At 64.7% G+C, this 13,932-nt stretch carries 14 protein-coding genes; 5 read left to right on the top strand and 9 right to left on the bottom strand.

Features of this window, described 5'->3' with window-relative positions; all coding sequences use genetic code 11:
• Positions 1–36: 36 nt before the first annotated feature.
• Genes ACTXG5_RS02725 through ACTXG5_RS02715 form a run of 3 tightly spaced genes read left to right on the top strand, consistent with a single transcriptional unit; the run spans position 37 to position 1,801 of the window.
• Positions 37–420 (top strand): VOC family protein, encoded by a 384-nt coding sequence (locus ACTXG5_RS02725; RefSeq protein WP_445162233.1) that lies wholly within the window; start codon positions 37–39, stop codon positions 418–420.
• A gap of 10 nt (positions 421–430) precedes the next feature.
• A complete protein-coding gene (locus tag ACTXG5_RS02720; RefSeq protein ID WP_445162232.1) occupies positions 431–946 on the top strand; it encodes a mycothiol transferase in 516 nt (171 codons plus the stop codon).
• A gap of 9 nt (positions 947–955) precedes the next feature.
• Positions 956–1,801, top strand: coding sequence for a hypothetical protein (locus ACTXG5_RS02715; RefSeq protein ID WP_445162231.1), 846 nt, complete (start codon positions 956–958; stop codon positions 1,799–1,801).
• Between the two features lie 5 nt (positions 1,802–1,806).
• On the opposite strand, the gene ACTXG5_RS02710 is transcribed toward ACTXG5_RS02715, so the two are convergent.
• The 9 genes from ACTXG5_RS02710 to ACTXG5_RS02670 form a co-directional block, all read right to left on the bottom strand.
• Positions 1,807–2,508, bottom strand: a complete 702-nt coding sequence (locus tag ACTXG5_RS02710; RefSeq protein ID WP_445162230.1) for an anti-sigma factor — start codon at positions 2,506–2,508, stop codon at positions 1,807–1,809.
• Entirely contained in the window at positions 2,505–3,068 is a 564-nt protein-coding gene (locus ACTXG5_RS02705; RefSeq protein ID WP_445162229.1) for a sigma-70 family RNA polymerase sigma factor, read from the bottom strand. The genes ACTXG5_RS02710 and ACTXG5_RS02705 overlap by 4 nt, the downstream gene beginning before the upstream one ends.
• Positions 3,069–3,113: 45 nt before the next feature.
• The gene (locus ACTXG5_RS02700; RefSeq protein WP_445162228.1) at positions 3,114–3,917 is read right to left on the bottom strand and encodes a DUF1295 domain-containing protein; all 804 of its coding nucleotides are present in this window, start codon (positions 3,915–3,917) and stop codon (positions 3,114–3,116) included.
• Positions 3,917–5,185 carry a class I SAM-dependent methyltransferase gene (locus ACTXG5_RS02695; RefSeq protein WP_445162227.1) on the bottom strand — a complete coding sequence of 423 codons (1,269 nt, stop codon included), beginning with the start codon at positions 5,183–5,185 and terminating at the stop codon, positions 3,917–3,919. The genes ACTXG5_RS02700 and ACTXG5_RS02695 overlap by 1 nt, the downstream gene beginning before the upstream one ends.
• A complete protein-coding gene (locus ACTXG5_RS02690) occupies positions 5,182–5,880 on the bottom strand; it encodes a DUF1365 domain-containing protein (RefSeq protein ID WP_445162226.1) in 699 nt (232 codons plus the stop codon). The genes ACTXG5_RS02695 and ACTXG5_RS02690 overlap by 4 nt, the downstream gene beginning before the upstream one ends.
• Positions 5,874–7,178 carry an NAD(P)/FAD-dependent oxidoreductase gene (locus tag ACTXG5_RS02685; protein WP_445162225.1) on the bottom strand — a complete coding sequence of 435 codons (1,305 nt, stop codon included), beginning with the start codon at positions 7,176–7,178 and terminating at the stop codon, positions 5,874–5,876. Before ACTXG5_RS02685 ends, ACTXG5_RS02690 begins: the two co-directional genes overlap by 7 nt.
• Before the next feature lie 57 nt (positions 7,179–7,235).
• A complete protein-coding gene (locus ACTXG5_RS02680) occupies positions 7,236–8,978 on the bottom strand; it encodes a cytochrome c biogenesis protein DipZ (RefSeq protein WP_445162224.1) in 1,743 nt (580 codons plus the stop codon).
• Positions 8,979–9,062: 84 nt separating this feature from the next.
• Complete coding sequence (locus tag ACTXG5_RS02675) at positions 9,063–11,867, bottom strand: MMPL/RND family transporter (protein ID WP_445164238.1); 2,805 nt, start codon at positions 11,865–11,867, stop codon at positions 9,063–9,065.
• A gap of 62 nt (positions 11,868–11,929) precedes the next feature.
• Positions 11,930–12,328 (bottom strand): MmpS family protein, encoded by a 399-nt coding sequence (locus ACTXG5_RS02670; protein ID WP_445162223.1) that lies wholly within the window; start codon positions 12,326–12,328, stop codon positions 11,930–11,932.
• Positions 12,329–12,704: 376 nt separating this feature from the next.
• Here ACTXG5_RS02670 and ACTXG5_RS02665 point away from each other — a divergent pair, with 376 nt between their 5' ends.
• Positions 12,705–13,391, top strand: a complete 687-nt coding sequence (locus ACTXG5_RS02665) for a TetR family transcriptional regulator (protein ID WP_445162222.1) — start codon at positions 12,705–12,707, stop codon at positions 13,389–13,391.
• Between the two features lie 69 nt (positions 13,392–13,460).
• The gene (locus ACTXG5_RS02660; protein WP_445162221.1) at positions 13,461–13,904 is read left to right on the top strand and encodes an MmpS family transport accessory protein; all 444 of its coding nucleotides are present in this window, start codon (positions 13,461–13,463) and stop codon (positions 13,902–13,904) included.
• Positions 13,905–13,932: the final 28 nt, after the last annotated feature.

Genomic DNA, 13,932 nt, shown 5'->3' with positions numbered 1-13,932 from the left:
CTACGACCGTGGACGAAGTCGTGCCACGATCTTTTCGTGATTGACCACATAGGTATTAACTGCGCCGACTACCCGAAATCTCAGGCGTTCTACGACACCGTGCTGGCGGTCCTGGGCTTTTCGCGGCAGCTGGATTTCGGCGAGGCCATCGGGTACGGACGCGACGGCGAGCCGACGTTCTGGATCGCCGACGGCACCGGGCTGGGACCCAATAGGGAAACCCACATCGCGTTCGCGGCCGCCGACGAAAACGCCGTGCGCGCGTTCCACGAGGCGGCCCTGGGAAAGGGTGCCGAATCGCTGCATGAGCCGCGGCTTTGGCCGGAATATCACTCTCCTCTTTTGGGAAGCTACTTCGGTGCTTTCGTGCGCGATCCGGACGGCAATAACGTCGAAGCGGTCTATCACGGGGCCCCGTAATGTCGCGGGTATGTCAGATACCGACGCCACCGTCCGGGAGTTGCTCCGTGACGCGTTCACCCGGTTGATCGAACACGTCGATGAGCTCACCGACGGCCTGACCGACGAGCTGTCCAACTACCGCCCGACCCCGGACGCCAACACCATCGCCTGGCTGATCTGGCACAGCGCCCGGGTGCAGGACATTCAGCTGGCCGACGTGGCCGACGTCGAGGAGGTGTGGACCCGCGACGGCTGGGTGGACCGCTTCGCGCTGGATCTGCCGCGCCGCGACATCGGCTATGGTCACAGCGCCGCGGACGTGGCGAAGGTGCGTGCCCCCGCCGACCTGCTCTCCGGCTACTACCACGCGGTGCACCAATTCAGTCTCGAGTACATCGCCGGCGTGACGGCCGACGAGCTGGCCCGTGTCGTGGACACCAACTGGGACCCGCCGGTGACGGCCAGCGCCCGGATAGTCAGCATTGTCGACGATTGCGCCCAGCACCTCGGGCAAGCCGCATACGTTCGGGGGATCGCGCCGTAGATTGGCGGCGTGCGATTCACCGCGACCCTAATGCTGTGGCTGGCCACCACCGTCGCGCTGGCGGTGGCGCTCCCCGCGGGATGGGCACAGCGCAATCTTGTCGACGAGAACGGCTACGCCGTGTTGGCCCAGAAGGCGGCGGGCGACCCCGCCCTGCAGTCCGCGATGGCCGGTGAACTCACCACCCGGGCGATGGCGCTGATTGCCGAGCACGGCGGCGGACGCTATCCGGTCGACAGCTCGCAGGTGCACGATGCCGCCGCCGCATTCACGGCCGGGCCGTCGTTCCCGCCGCAGTTCGCGGCGGCGAACCGGGCGGCGCACCGGTGGCTGTTCGCCGACGCGACCTCCGGTGACTCCTGGGCGGTCGACGTCGCCCCGATGCTCAACGACAGTGCGTTTGAACAGATCTTGAGCGATCACAACGTGAAGGTGCCCGCAACGCTGACCGTCCCGCTGACGGTGTCGGTGCCGCACTCGTTGCGACAAGGTGAGCTGAGCCGCGTCGCCACCTGGGGCTCGTGGGCGAGTATGGGGGCCGCAGCCCTGTGCGGTGTGTGGGCACTGCTGACGCTGCTCGTCGCCCGGCGCCGCGGCAAGGCGCTGACCAGTCTCGGGGTCTCGGCGCTGCTGGTCGGCGCGGCCGGGTGGGTGGGCATCGAGGTCGCAGGCCGCTACATCAACGAGGGGCTCAACCGCACCACCGGCGATATCCGCCAGATCGCGGACGTCATGGTGCACAACGCCGAGGCTGGCCTGCGCCAATGGCTGGACCTGGCGTTGGCCGCCGGCGCGGCGCTGGTGATATTCGGCGTGGTCGTGGCGATGCTGGGCAGCCTGGTGAAGAAGGCCTGAAAGGTCTAGCCCAGTGGCAATGTGGCCAATATCGGCGAGGTCGGCTTCGGCGATCCGGCGCCGGGTTCGACCGTGAAGGCCAGGGCCGTCGACGTTCCGAGGTTGCTCAGTGTCGCCGTCGTCGACGGCGACACGGCCGCGGTGCTCATCGTCCCGGCCGATGTCGGTCCGTTGGCATCGATCAACCACATTTGGTAGACGGTGCCCGGAGTTGGCGGCGGCACATTGTTCATCACCAGCACACCCGCGTTGCGATCGTGGGAGAACACCACCGTGGCCGTCCCGTTGGCCAGCGGGCGCGAAACCGTCCGCACATCCGGGGCCGCCATAATTTGCGCGGCGACCGACTGCGTCGGCGTTGGTCGCAACAGCGTCTGGACGCCGAATGCCGTCAACCCCGCCACGATCGCTGCCGCCACCGAGATCAAAGCGGTGGTGCGCCAACGTCGTTGGCGCTGTGGCAAGCTCGGCACGGCCACGGCCAGGACGGCTGATCGCAGCTGCGCCGGCGGTTCGACGGCGGTCGCGGCCGAGACGACGGCCATCGTTTCGCGCACCGCACGAACCTCGTCGGCGAAAGCCGACGCGATCGACGCCGGTGCGGCCGCGAGCTGCCGGTCGATGTCGGCGCGCTCCGCCCCGGACACGGCGTGCAGCGCATACGGCGTGGCCAGCTCCAGCAGTTCGAAATCGTTCGGCGCGGTCATTGGACGTCCAGGCAGTTGCGCAGTCCCCGCAACGCGTCACGGATGCGCGATTTGATCGTCGACAGATTGGCAGCCAACCGCTGCGACACCTCGGCGTACGTCAGCCCGCCGTAGTAGGCCATCTCGATGCACTGCCGCTGGGCGTCGGTCAGCGAGCCGAGGCAGTCGGCCACTCGGCGGCGTTCGTCACCGGCGATGGCCGAGTCGGCGACCACATCATGGTCGGTGTCGACGTTGGCCGCGCCGTAGCGCGATTCCCGGTTGCTGCCCGCCTGCTCGGAGCGCACCCGGTCGATGGCCCGCCGGTGTGCCATGGTCAGCATCCAGGACAACGCCGAGCCTCGGGCGGGGTCGTACTCCGACGCCGACCGCCACACTTCGAGATAGATCTCCTGGGTGGTTTCCTCGCTGTAGCCGGCGTCCCGCAGCACCCGCACCACCAGCCCGAACACCCGGCTCTTGGTGAGGTCGTAGACCGCCGCGAAGGCCTCGGAGTCGCCGCGCGCGACTTGACGCAGCAACACATCGAGGTCGCTGCTCATCTGCGCCAGTCCGGTCATTACCAAATAGCCTATCGCTCCCGGCCCGGACCGCCTCGGCGATGGTTATCGACGTGCTGGTCGCGGTGGCCTTGGGAAGAAACGCGCCGTCCTTTGCTGGTATTCCTCGAAGCCCGGCCGGCCGGCCATCAATTTCTCGGTAAGCCGGGCGCCGGTCACGTAGACCAGGAAGTACGTCATCAGCAGCGGCGAGCCGACGGTGGCCAGTGGCCACCACCCGTTGAGGGTGATCAGCCACAACCCCCACCACACGGTGGCATCGCCGAAGTAGTTGGGGTGACGCGTCCACGCCCACAGGCCGCGATCCATCACCACACCGCGATTGGCCGGGTCGGATTTGAAGACGCGCAGCTGCCGGTCGCCGACCGCTTCGAAGGTGATACCCACCAGCCACACGGCCACGCCCAGCACCATGACCGCGGTGAGCGGTTTCGGCGTCGCCCCGGTCACCGCCGACAGCTGCAGCGGGATGGCGACGAACCAGGTGATGAACGCCTGCAGAAGAAAGACTTTGCGCAGCACTTGGCTGGGTGTGGCGTCGCGCAGCATGGCGGCGTAGCGCGGATCCTCGCCCTTGCCGGCGGTCTTGCGCTGGATGTGCCAACTCAGCCGCACGCCCCAGACCGTCACCAGCGCCAACAGCAGCCACCGCCGGGTCGGGTCGCCATGGCCGAGCGTCGCGGCGACGGCGGCGATGCCGACGAAGCCGATGCCCCATGCCACGTCGACGACGTTGTAGCGCCCGATGCGCCTGCCGATGGCGAACGTAACCGAATGCACCACGGCGAGAACCAAAACCGAAGCGCCCGACACCTGGGCCAAGTCCTGGCCAAAGCTCACGCTGCTCATCAGCACCCCTCGCGTGCGAACGTCCACTGGTAGACGTTCAGATAGCCCGATCGGAAGCCCGCCTCAGAATACGCCAGGTACAGCTCCCACATCCGCTGGAACACGTCATCGAAGCCCAAGTGTGCCAGCCGATCTCGCTGCTGCAGAAACCGCTCCCGCCACAGCAGCAAAGTCTCCGCGTAATGCGGGCGCAGCGACGCCATGTCGACCGTGCGTAAATTCGTGCGGCACTCGGTGATTGCGGAAATGGCCTGGGTGGACGGCAGCAGTCCGCCCGGGAAGATGTACTTCTGGATCCAGGTATGCGTGTTGCGGCTGGCCATCATCCGGGTGTGCGGCATCGTGATCGCCTGAATCGCCACCCGGCCGCCCGGTCGCACCAGCCGTTCGAGCGTGGCGAAATACCGCTGCCACGCATGGAATCCCACCGCCTCGATCATCTCGACCGACACCACCGCGTCGTAACACCCGTCGACGTCGCGGTAGTCGCAGAGGTCGATCGTCACCTTGTCGGACAGCCCCGCCGCAGCAACCCGAAGCCGCGCCAGCTGCTGTTGCTCGACCGACAGGGTCACCGAGCGGATCTCCGCTCCGCGGGCGGCAGCGCGGATGCACAGCTCACCCCACCCGGTGCCGATTTCGAGAACCCGGCTGCCCTGCTGAACTCCGGCGATGTCGAGCAGCCGATCGATCTTTCGTCCTTGCGCCGCAGCCAAATCCGACGACGACGCGGGTAGCCGGTCGAACACCGCGCAGGAATACGTCATGGTCTCGTCGAGGAATTCGGCGAACAGATCGTTGGACAGGTCGTAATGCTCGGCGATGTTGCGCCGGGCGCGTTCTCGGCTGGCGCCACGCCAGCGCGGCCGGAAGGCCGGTCCGATCGGCCGTAGCCATTGCAGCGGGCCCGGCACCAGGTCGCCTACCGAGGTGGCGAATACCGTCAACAATCCGCTGAGGTCATCCGAGGACCATTCCCCGGCCATGTAGGACTCGCCGAATCCGATCAGGCCGTAGCGCCCGATCCGGCGCGCCAGCGCTTCCGGCTGGTGGACAACCAAGGTCGGCACGGTCCGGTCGGCCGCACCGACCACCGTGCCGTCGGGGTAGGCCACTCGCAGCGGCAGGCGCGCCGCCGCGCGGCGCAGCAGCCGGTCGGCGACCACCGCCGCCGTCGCGCTAATGGGCCCGGACGGCACCTTCGCGATCGCTGGCCAGCGTTTGGAATCGATTGCTGCCGAGGGCTTTCGGATGGTCGAGACGGTCATCGCGGTACCAATGGAACTCGACGTAACCACAGTTTGATCCCCTGAATTCGGATACGTGCGGCCACCACCAGCGGTGCTAGCGGCGAAACGATTTGCATGATCGCGACCTGCCCGTTGGTCGCCGGTCGTCGTTGTCCGCGCAGGTTGGCTGTGAACGCGGGCTGATGATCGCGACGCAGCTCCACGGTGATGTCGACTTCGCCGTCGGGTCGCGGTGCTCGCACCAGGTAGTAGCCGTCCACCGCATTGAACGGCGACACATAGAGCTTCTTCGCGGTGATCACCGGCAGGTCGGCCGGGGGCAACAGGTAGGCGTGGCGCTCGCCGTAGGTGTTGTGTACCTCGGCGATCACATGGCGGAGCCTGCCGTCATGGTCGTGGCACCAAAAGACGCTCAGCGGATTGAACACATACCCGAACACCCGTGGCTGCAGCAGCGCGGTGATGCGGCCCTCGGGGGCGGCCAGGTTGCGGTCGGTGAAGACGGCACTGAGCCGGTCGCGCAACGAGCCCTGCTGCGGGGTGGCGAAGTGATCCGAGGCGCGGAACCGGGCGAACGGCCGCAGCCACCACGGCAGCCGGGGCAAGTCGTCGACGTCGACATACCAGCTGTAGCTTCGGTATTCGAACGAATGGCGCACCGGGGCCTGCCGCGAATGGCTGACCGTGGTGCGGTAGATCGCGGGCGTCAGCATCGGGCCACCGCCTCGCGCCGGGTCACCGTCGGCCAGTCGGCACCGAGGCGCCGGGCCGCGGCCAGGCCCGAGGCAGCACCGTCCTCGTGAAAACCCCAGCCGTGGTAGGCGCCCGCGAATACCACCCGATCGTCGTCGAGGGTCGGCAACGATGCTTGGGCCGCAACAGATTCCGGCGTGTACAAGGGATGGCTGTAGGTCATCTCGGCGATCACCGACGTCGGATCGACACAGTCAGCTCCGCCCAGGGTGACCAGGTACCGGCGGTTGCCCTCCAGCCGCATCAGTCTGCTGACGTCATAGGTGACCACCACGTGGTCCTTCCCGGGGGTAACCAGGTAATTCCATGAGGCGCGCGCACGGCGATGCCGGGGCAGGACCGATTCGTCGGTATGCAGTTGGGCCCGGTTGGTGGAGTAGGGAATCGCGCCCAGTACCGCGCGCTCCCACGGCGTGGGATCGTTGAGCAGCAGCAGCGCCTGGTCGGGATGGACGGCGACGACGGCCGCGTCGAAAAACCGCGGCGCCGTATTGCCCGTCCGCACCAGCACGCCATCGGGTACCCGGCGCAACGAGTGCACCGGCGTCCCGGTCAACACCTCGGTGAGCCGAGCGGCAACGGCCTGCACGTAGCGCGCCGAACCCCCGGTCACGGTGCGCCAGGTGGGGGAGCCGAAAACCGACAGCATGCCGTGGTGGTCGAGGAAGACGAACAGATAGCGGGCCGGGTAGCGCAGGGCGTCGTCGCTGGTGCACGACCACACCGCGGCCACCAGGGGGGTGATGAAGAAGTCGATGAAATACGGCGAGAAACGGTGCCGGCTCAGGAAGGCTTGCAGCGTCTCCAGGTCGTCGTCATCGGTGGTGTCCTCGCGCAGCAGTCGCTTGGCGGCGCGGTGGAAGCGGACGATCTCGCCGAGCATCAGCAGGTAGCGAGGCCGCAGCGACTGCGGGCACGCGAACAGCCCGCCGGCCCCCAGGGCGCCGGCGTATTCGAGCCCGATGTCGTCGGCGCGCACCGACATCGACATCTCGGACTGCTGGGTGGCCACCCCGAGTTCGTCCAGCAGCCGGCACAGTGTCGGATAGGTCCGGTCGTTGTGCACCAGGAACGCCGAGTCGACGCCGACGGTCCGACCGTCACCGTCGTCCACGACATGGGTGTGTGCGTGGCCGCCGAGCCGCACATCGGCTTCATACAGGGTCACGCGGTCGCGGCCGGACAGAACGTAGGCGGCGGTGAGGCCGGCCACGCCACTGCCGATGACGGCAACCGACCGCGCGTGTGACGAGTCCACGATTGCTATTCGGAGCCATCGACCTGGCGGATGGGCGGCTGCGCGCTTTAGCGATGCCTAACCGAAAGTGAACGAAAACACCTGCAAGCCCTTGCTGACCTGCATGTCGAGCTGATCGCGGTGCGCGGCGTCATCAGCCACAATCTGGTGCAGCGTGGGAGCGCCGCCGATCGGGGTGACGATGGTCTTCCCGCCCCGGGTCACGGTGATGGTTCCGGTGCCGCCAACGACGGCGTAGACATTTCTGCCGGTGTAGTTGAGTCGGATGGCGGCGTCGTCGCTTTCGGCGGTGACGCCCTGGTCATCCAGGGTCCACCGGCCGCGCAAGGCGAACTTGTCGTTGGCCAATTGCGCCGGCAGGCTGAACCCGGCAGTACCCGTCTGGTAGCTGCCGTCTCCCCCGTAGGTGGTGGCCTTGTCGGGCGCCAGGTAGGTCTCGGGGGTGAGGCTTGTCTTTGGGGTGGTGTCGACCCCGTTCACCGCCGCCGGCAGCCGGACATTCGGATTGGCGTCGACCAGCAGTTGGCGGATCAGTTTCTCGGTGCCGTCGTAGTCGCCTTCGCCGAATTTGGTGTGCCGGAGGGATCCGTTCGCGTCGATCAGGTACTCGGCCGGCCAGTACATGTTGTTGAACGCGTTCCAGGTTGCGTAGTCGTTGTCCAGCGCGATGGGGTAGTCGATGTGCAACCCGGCGGCACCGCTGGCCACGTTGTCGGCAACCCGTTCGAAGGCGTACTCGGGGGTGTGCACCCCGATGACCACCAATCCGCTGTCGCGATACCGGTTGTACCAATCGACCACGTGCGGGATGGCGCGTTGGCAGTTGATGCAGGAGTACGCCCAGAAGTCGATCAAGACCACCTTGCCCCGCACCGAGGCGGGGTCGAGCGGTTTGCCGTCCGGGGTGTTGAGCCATCCGGTGATGCCGGTAATGGCGGGTGCCGGCCCGCACTGTTGCAGCTCCGTAGAACCGTCGGTGCAGTTGGTCGGTAGGCCGTTGCTCGCGTTGCCTTCACTGAGCTGCAGTGCGCTGCCCGCGGTCGGCCGTTGTGGGCTGCCCGAGTTCAGCGTGCGCTGGATGTCGTTGGCGCCGAGGCGATTCTGCATCGCCGTCGTGTAGTCGGGTACGGCGCGCTGCAGCATCGCGGGCAGGTTGAACACCAGCCCGACCGCCAGCACGATCATCGCGATTCCGCCAACGATCTGAATCTGGCGCTGCCGACGGCGGAACGCCGTCACGCGTTCGGCGACGCGCCGCCCGGCCAGCGCGAAAGCCAGTAGCGGCAACGCGTTGCCGAGCGCGAACGTCGCGGTCAACACGATCACGGACGGGCCCAGCGACGCCGTGCCACCGGCGACCACGATCGCGGCCAGCACGGGTCCCGCGCACGGCACGTACAACGCGCCCAACGTCAGGCCCAGCCCGAAGCCATCTGTGTTGCTACCGATTTGGCGCTGTGGCAGAAATGCGAACGGCCGCTCGATCAAGTGTTGCAGCGGCGGGAAGATCAATCCCAGGCCGATGAGCGTCAACACCACCAGGGCGGCCCACCGGATCGCGTCCTGCGGCAGATGCATCGCCGACAGCAGCGCCGAGCCGATCAGCGTGGCCAGGCTGAAGCTGCACACCAGGCCCGCGATCACCAGGTACGGACGGGTTGTGGCGCGCATGCTGCGACTGCTGGCGCCGGTGCCGCTGCCCATGCTGGACAGGAAAATCACCGGAAGCACCGGCAGGATGCACGGTGAAATGCCGGTGATCAGGCCGCCGAGGAAGCCGATGAGCGCAATTGTCTGCATACGTGTTATTCGAGACGACCGGGGATACGGATTGGTTCAAGCCTGACGGTTTCCCACGTTAGCCCCACCCCGAGTGCAGGGTACTTAACGCACCAAAGCACACGGTGTCAGGAGCGCGGGAGCCGGGCGCGGCCGGGAACGAACGCGCATTGGCCACCAGAACCAGCGTCCCAGCAGCGCGGCGATGGCGGGAGTGATGAATGAGCGCACTATCAGCGTGTCGAACAGCAACCCGAGACCGATGGTCGTCCCCAGTTGCCCGATCACCCGCAGATCGCTGACGACCATGGACGCCATCGTGAACGCAAACACCAGGCCGGCGTTCGTCACGACCTTGCCGGTACCGCCCATCGAACGGATGATGCCGGTGTTCAGCCCGGCGTGGATTTCTTGTCGGAACCGGGAGACCAAGAGCAGGTTGTAGTCAGATCCCACAGCCAACAAAACGATGACGGACATCGCGAGCACTGACCAGTGCAATGGGAAACCGAGAAGATGCTGCCAGAACAAGACGGACAGACCAAAAGAAGCGCCCAGTGAAAGCGCCACAGTGCCCACGATGACGGCGGCGGCAACGAATGCCCGGGTGAGGATCAGCATGATGACGAAAATGAGGCAGAGAGCGGAAACTCCGACGATGATGAGGTCGTAACTGGCGCCTTCGGAAATGTCCTTGAAGACAGCAGCTGTGCCCGCCAGGTAGATCTTGGAATCCTCTAGCGGAGTCCCCTTCAATGACTCCTCGGCCGCCGTGCGCATCGCGTCGATACTCGCGATTCCTGCGGTGGTCGCGGGGTCGCCGCGGTGCAAAATGACGAAGCGAGCCGCATGTCCGTCCGGCGACAGGAAGTTGTTCATAGCCCGCTTGAAATTCTTGTTTTGAAACACCTCGGGCGGAAGGTAAAACGAGTCGTCGTTCTTGGAGGCGTCGAAAGCATGACCCATGGCCGTCGCATCCTGGCTCATCTCGTCCATCTGAGCGAAGATGCCGGACATGGTGCTGTGCATGGTCAGGATCGTGGTCCGCATGTTCACCATGGCTTCGATCATCGGCGGTATCTGCGCCAGCATCTGCGGCATCAAGCTGTCCAGATCGGATACGTCGCCCGAAAGAGACGTCAATTTTTCAGTGATCTGATCCACCCCGTCGAGTGCGTCGAAAACCGATCCCAGCGACGAGCAGAGGGGAATGTCGTAACAGTGCTTCTCCCAATAGAAATAGCTGCGGATCGGCCGCCAGAAATCTTCGAAATTGGCGATGTTGTCTCGCAATTGACTCGTAACATCCACCATTTCATGCGTGACGCCGTTCATGCTGTGTGTCACGGCAGCTATGTTCGCAGTAATGCTGTACATACGTTGCATCGCGACAATGGACTGCTGCATATCGTCGGCCTGCTTCAGTAGGTCGTTCATCCGATCACGCTGGTACTTCATGGTTTGCACCTGGCCAGCGTTTTGCATGCTCAGCTGAAACGGTATCGAGGTATGGTCCATCGTCGTTCCGTCAGGCCTGGTTATACCTTGCACCCGAGAAATTCCGGGAACCCGGAAGATGCCCTTGGCCAGCCTGTCCAATACCAGAGAGTCTGTTGGATTGCGCAGATCATGGTCCGACTCGATCATCAAAACCTCAGGCTTCATGCGGGACTGAGAGAAATGGCGATCCGCCGCCGCGAATCCTTGGTTGGACGGGATGGATGTCGGCAGAAATGCCCGGTCGTTGTAGCTCGGCGTGTACCCGGGCAGCGTGAGTAGGCCGATGAGGGCCACGGCGCAGGACGCGGCGAGAACGGGTAGCGGCCAACGAACCACCACGGTGCCTATCCGTCGCCACCCACGATGTTGGATATTTCCTTTTGGGTCGAACAATCCGAAACGGCTGCCGACCGCCAGGATCGCGGGCCCGAGCGTGAGCGCGACGACGACCGCGACGGCCATCCCCAGCGCGCAGGGAAGGCCCATGGTGTTGAAGTACGGAAGTCGGGCGAAGCTGAGGCAAAAAGTGGCCCCTGCGATGGTCAATCCGGAACCCAAGATGACGTGGGCGGTGCCGCGATACATCGTGTAGAACGCCGTTTCGGTATCTTCGCCGGACTGCCGGGCTTCCTGGTATCGCCCGATGATGAATATCCCGTAGTCGGTTCCAGCGGCGATAGCCAACGACGTGAGCAGGCTGACGGCAAAGGTGGTGAGCCCGATCGGGGTGTTATGCCCGAGCACCGCGACGGCTGTGCGCGCCGCCGACGATTCGACTCCGACCGTGATCAACAGCAGAACCACGGTGACGATCGAGCGGTAAACGAACAGCAACACAATCGAAATCACGGCGACGCTGGTGAAGATCATCTTCATCATCGATTTGTCGCCACTCTGATGCATGTCCGCAGCGATTACCGATGCGCCGGTGATCCATACGGTGACCCCGGGTGGTGCGGCCACGCTGTTGACGATCTTGCGGACCGATTCGATGGATTGGTTGGCCAATAGCTCGCCCCGATTCCCGGCGAGATTCACCTCAACATAAGCGGCTTTGCTGTCGTTGCTTTGTACGCCCGACGCCGTTAGCGGATCGCCCCAGAAGTCTGGGACGCTCCGCACATATTTGGTGGCGGCTCGCAGGTTGCCGACCAAACGGTCGTAATATCTGTGGGCGTCGTCTCCAAGGGGCTTAGTGCCCTCGAGAATGATCATCGCCGAATTGTCGGAGTCTCCTTCGTGGAAAACCTTGCCAATGCGCTTCATCGCCTCGTATGACGGTGCATCGCGAGGGCTCAGGGCGACCGAACGCTCCTGCCCGACCTCCTCCAGCGACGGAACAGTGGCGCTCAGGACGACGACGAGTCCCACCCAGCTCAGGACAATGGGCACCGCAAACCGGTGGATCATCCTGGCGATGGGCGGCCGTTCTTGGTGCGTTTGCGCCGGGGCGTGGTCGGCGGAGTGTGCACTCACGCGGACTTCACCAGACAGAAGGTATATGCATTGACCTCATGCGAAATCCGCTCGGCTTTGACCTCGCCGTCTATCGTGATTCGGCAGCCAATGCTATCGCTATCACCTTGCGCCATAAGGTTTCCCATCGCGCCTGGTTTGGTCATCGTGATACGCAGCGACCACGGTAGACGTGTCCCATCGACTCGCTGGGGATCAGAATTCACGTCGAAATAGCTGATGTCTGCAACTGTCCCGTTTGCGCCGAAGATTTCGAAAATCATCGACTTGGGCTTTAGCAGCTTGGGACCGGCGACGTTGCCATCGGTGTACGACTCCCGTGGGTGAGAGCCGAAGTAGCCGTGGACCCGGTACACAACGAGCCCCCCGGCGATGAACACCGCGAAGACGACCATCGGAATCCACAGCCGCGAAACGATCTTGAAAATTCCGAATTCCCTTCAGCGATTGGCATTTTCGTCGGCGGCTAAAGCCATTCAGTCATGGATTGCCGCATCGTCCCGGCCGCCCACACGTCCCCGGTGGGTGTCCGAGCTGCCGCTGCCCAGAGCTGGTCGTGACTGGTGGAAAGTAGCCAAGCCTAACCTAAGGAAGAGGCGTTTAGTCAGCTTAGGCCCGGAGCATCGTCCGCTTCCATCCGGGCCACGAAGTGTGATGCATCGTACGTTCTCGCTGGCGGAGTGCAGGCCAGGCGCCTTGCCGCATGGCCGCCTTTCGTCGTATGCGCGGGCCGTAGAAATCACGTATTGTGCGTTATACAAATCACATGATGTGCGTTATCCTCGGGCAGTGGCGCAACTCACCTTTCAGCGCGCCCGCACGGAAGAGAACAAGCGCCGACGTGCGGCGGCACTCGTCGAGGCCGCACGCTCCCTGGCATGCGAAACCGGCGTCGCGTCAGTGACATTGACGGCCGTCGCCAATCGCGCCGGCATCCACTACTCGGCGGTACGCCGTTACTTCACTTCGCACAAAGAGGTTCTGCTGCACCTCGCCGCCGAGGGCTGGGTGCGGTGGTCGGGCACAGTGTGCGCGGAGCTGGCCGAGCCGGGTCCGATGTCGCCGGCGCGGCTGGCCGAAACGTTGGCCAACGGGCTGGCGGCCGACCCACTGTTTTGTGACCTGCTGGCCAACCTGCACCTGCACCTCGAGCATGAGGTGGAGGTCGAGCGGGTTGTCGACATCCGGCGAACGATCTCCGCCGCCGCGGTCGCCCTCGCCGACGCCATCGAGCACGCACTGCCCAAGCTCGGCCGCTCCGGCGCGTTCGACAGCTTGATTGCCGCGTACTCGTTGGCCGCCGCTTTCTGGCAGATCGCCAACCCGCCGGAGCGGCTCACCGATGCCTATGCCGACGAGCCCGAGGTGATGCCGTCCGAATGGAACATCGAATTCGCCCCCGCCTTGACCCGGGTGTTGACGGCCACCTGCATCGGCCTTATCGCCGAATCGCCATGAGCAGAAAGCAGATTGGCATGTGCGCAATGAGACGGGCGGTCGGCCGCTCGGTTAGCGGAAGGTGATCGGGTGGCAAAGGCTCCTGTTGCCAACGCGGTGAAGAAGTTATGGATCGTCTTGGTCATCGCCTTGGTTATCGCTGTGGCGGGGTTCTGCGTCCTTCGCCTCCGCTCGTTTTTCGGCAATCACGACACTTCAGGCATCGGTAACAGCAGCCTGGATGACATCAAGCCGTTCAACCCGAAGCACGTGGTCTACAAGGTCTACGGGTCTGGAGCCACCGCCGACATCAACTACCTGGACGTCAACGCCCAGCCGCGGCGCATAGACCACGTGCCACTGCCCTGGACGCTGTCGGTCACCACGACGCTGCCATCGGTGAGCGTCAATGTGGTCGCGCAGACCGACGGAGACCAGATCAGCTGCCAGATCATCGTGAACGACGTGGTCAAAGACGAAAGGTCGATCACCGGAGTGAACGCTGAAACCTTTTGCATAGTGAAGTCCGCATGAGGGACAACGCCGCCGTCGGCCTTCCCCA

It is taken from the genome of Mycobacterium sp. Dal123C01 (assembly GCF_052566995.1).
Note: the sequence above shows the minus strand (reverse complement) of the source record. Positions and strands in the feature narration are given on the sequence as shown.

Bases quoted from the DNA above. Each gene is read 5' to 3' on its own strand.
- ACTXG5_RS02720 (WP_445162232.1), top strand. From the start codon at position 431: ATGTCAGATACCGACGCCACCGTCCGGGAGTTGCTCCGTGACGCGTTC.
- ACTXG5_RS02710 (WP_445162230.1), bottom strand. From the start codon at position 2,508: ATGACCGCGCCGAACGATTTCGAACTGCTGGAGCTGGCCACGCCGTAT.
- ACTXG5_RS02705 (WP_445162229.1), bottom strand. From the start codon at position 3,068: ATGACCGGACTGGCGCAGATGAGCAGCGACCTCGATGTGTTGCTGCGT.
- ACTXG5_RS02700 (WP_445162228.1), bottom strand. From the start codon at position 3,917: ATGAGCAGCGTGAGCTTTGGCCAGGACTTGGCCCAGGTGTCGGGCGCT.
- ACTXG5_RS02695 (WP_445162227.1), bottom strand. From the start codon at position 5,185: ATGACCGTCTCGACCATCCGAAAGCCCTCGGCAGCAATCGATTCCAAA.
- ACTXG5_RS02690 (WP_445162226.1), bottom strand. From the start codon at position 5,880: ATGCTGACGCCCGCGATCTACCGCACCACGGTCAGCCATTCGCGGCAG.
- ACTXG5_RS02680 (WP_445162224.1), bottom strand. From the start codon at position 8,978: ATGCAGACAATTGCGCTCATCGGCTTCCTCGGCGGCCTGATCACCGGC.
- ACTXG5_RS02675 (WP_445164238.1), bottom strand. From the start codon at position 11,867: ATGATCCACCGGTTTGCGGTGCCCATTGTCCTGAGCTGGGTGGGACTC.
- ACTXG5_RS02670 (WP_445162223.1), bottom strand. From the start codon at position 12,328: ATGGTCGTCTTCGCGGTGTTCATCGCCGGGGGGCTCGTTGTGTACCGG.